This is a genomic window from Pantoea sp. RIT-PI-b (genome assembly GCF_001187905.1).
GTDB lineage: Bacteria > Pseudomonadota > Gammaproteobacteria > Enterobacterales > Enterobacteriaceae > Pantoea > Pantoea nemavictus.
In genome coordinates, this window is sequence record NZ_LGIS01000024.1 from 1 (window position 1) to 1,750 (window position 1,750).

Here is a 1,750-nt window from a genome sequence, read left to right on the forward strand (position 1 = left end):
GCTCTTTAACAATTTATCAGACAATCTGTGTGGGCACTCGCAGGATTGATATCAGCGTCTCCGGACGCAAAAAAATATCAAGTCTCACGAGTGAACACATAATGAAATTCATTATGACGTTTTACAGATGAGCATCGCTGCACTCGTTGCAGCAAATCAAACTTAAATTGAAGAGTTTGATCATGGCTCAGATTGAACGCTGGCGGCAGGCCTAACACATGCAAGTCGGACGGTAGCACAGAGGAGCTTGCTCCTTGGGTGACGAGTGGCGGACGGGTGAGTAATGTCTGGGAAACTGCCCGATGGAGGGGGATAACTACTGGAAACGGTAGCTAATACCGCATAACGTCGCAAGACCAAAGTGGGGGACCTTCGGGCCTCACACCATCGGATGTGCCCAGATGGGATTAGCTAGTAGGTGGGGTAATGGCTCACCTAGGCGACGATCCCTAGCTGGTCTGAGAGGATGACCAGCCACACTGGAACTGAGACACGGTCCAGACTCCTACGGGAGGCAGCAGTGGGGAATATTGCACAATGGGCGCAAGCCTGATGCAGCCATGCCGCGTGTATGAAGAAGGCCTTCGGGTTGTAAAGTACTTTCAGCGGGGAGGAAGGCGGTGAGGTTAATAACCTCGCCGATTGACGTTACCCGCAGAAGAAGCACCGGCTAACTCCGTGCCAGCAGCCGCGGTAATACGGAGGGTGCAAGCGTTAATCGGAATTACTGGGCGTAAAGCGCACGCAGGCGGTCTGTCAAGTCGGATGTGAAATCCCCGGGCTTAACCTGGGAACTGCATTCGAAACTGGCAGGCTAGAGTCTCGTAGAGGGGGGTAGAATTCCAGGTGTAGCGGTGAAATGCGTAGAGATCTGGAGGAATACCGGTGGCGAAGGCGGCCCCCTGGACGAAGACTGACGCTCAGGTGCGAAAGCGTGGGGAGCAAACAGGATTAGATACCCTGGTAGTCCACGCCGTAAACGATGTCGACTTGGAGGTTGTTCCCTTGAGGAGTGGCTTCCGGAGCTAACGCGTTAAGTCGACCGCCTGGGGAGTACGGCCGCAAGGTTAAAACTCAAATGAATTGACGGGGGCCCGCACAAGCGGTGGAGCATGTGGTTTAATTCGATGCAACGCGAAGAACCTTACCTACTCTTGACATCCAGCGAACTTAGCAGAGATGCTTTGGTGCCTTCGGGAACGCTGAGACAGGTGCTGCATGGCTGTCGTCAGCTCGTGTTGTGAAATGTTGGGTTAAGTCCCGCAACGAGCGCAACCCTTATCCTTTGTTGCCAGCGGTCCGGCCGGGAACTCAAAGGAGACTGCCAGTGATAAACTGGAGGAAGGTGGGGATGACGTCAAGTCATCATGGCCCTTACGAGTAGGGCTACACACGTGCTACAATGGCGCATACAAAGAGAAGCGACCTCGCGAGAGCAAGCGGACCTCATAAAGTGCGTCGTAGTCCGGATCGGAGTCTGCAACTCGACTCCGTGAAGTCGGAATCGCTAGTAATCGTAGATCAGAATGCTACGGTGAATACGTTCCCGGGCCTTGTACACACCGCCCGTCACACCATGGGAGTGGGTTGCAAAAGAAGTAGGTAGCTTAACCTTCGGGAGGGCGCTTACCACTTTGTGATTCATGACTGGGGTGAAGTCGTAACAAGGTAACCGTAGGGGAACCTGCGGTTGGATCACCTCCTTACCTGAAGATACCTTCCCGCGAAGTGCTCACACAGATTGTCTGAT

At 53.7% G+C, this 1,750-nt stretch carries 1 rRNA gene; it reads left to right on the forward strand.

Annotated elements, in window-relative coordinates:
• Window positions 1-164 precede the first annotated feature (164 nt).
• Window positions 165-1,706 (forward strand): 16S ribosomal RNA (locus tag AC790_RS15475).
• Window positions 1,707-1,750 lie beyond the last annotated feature (44 nt).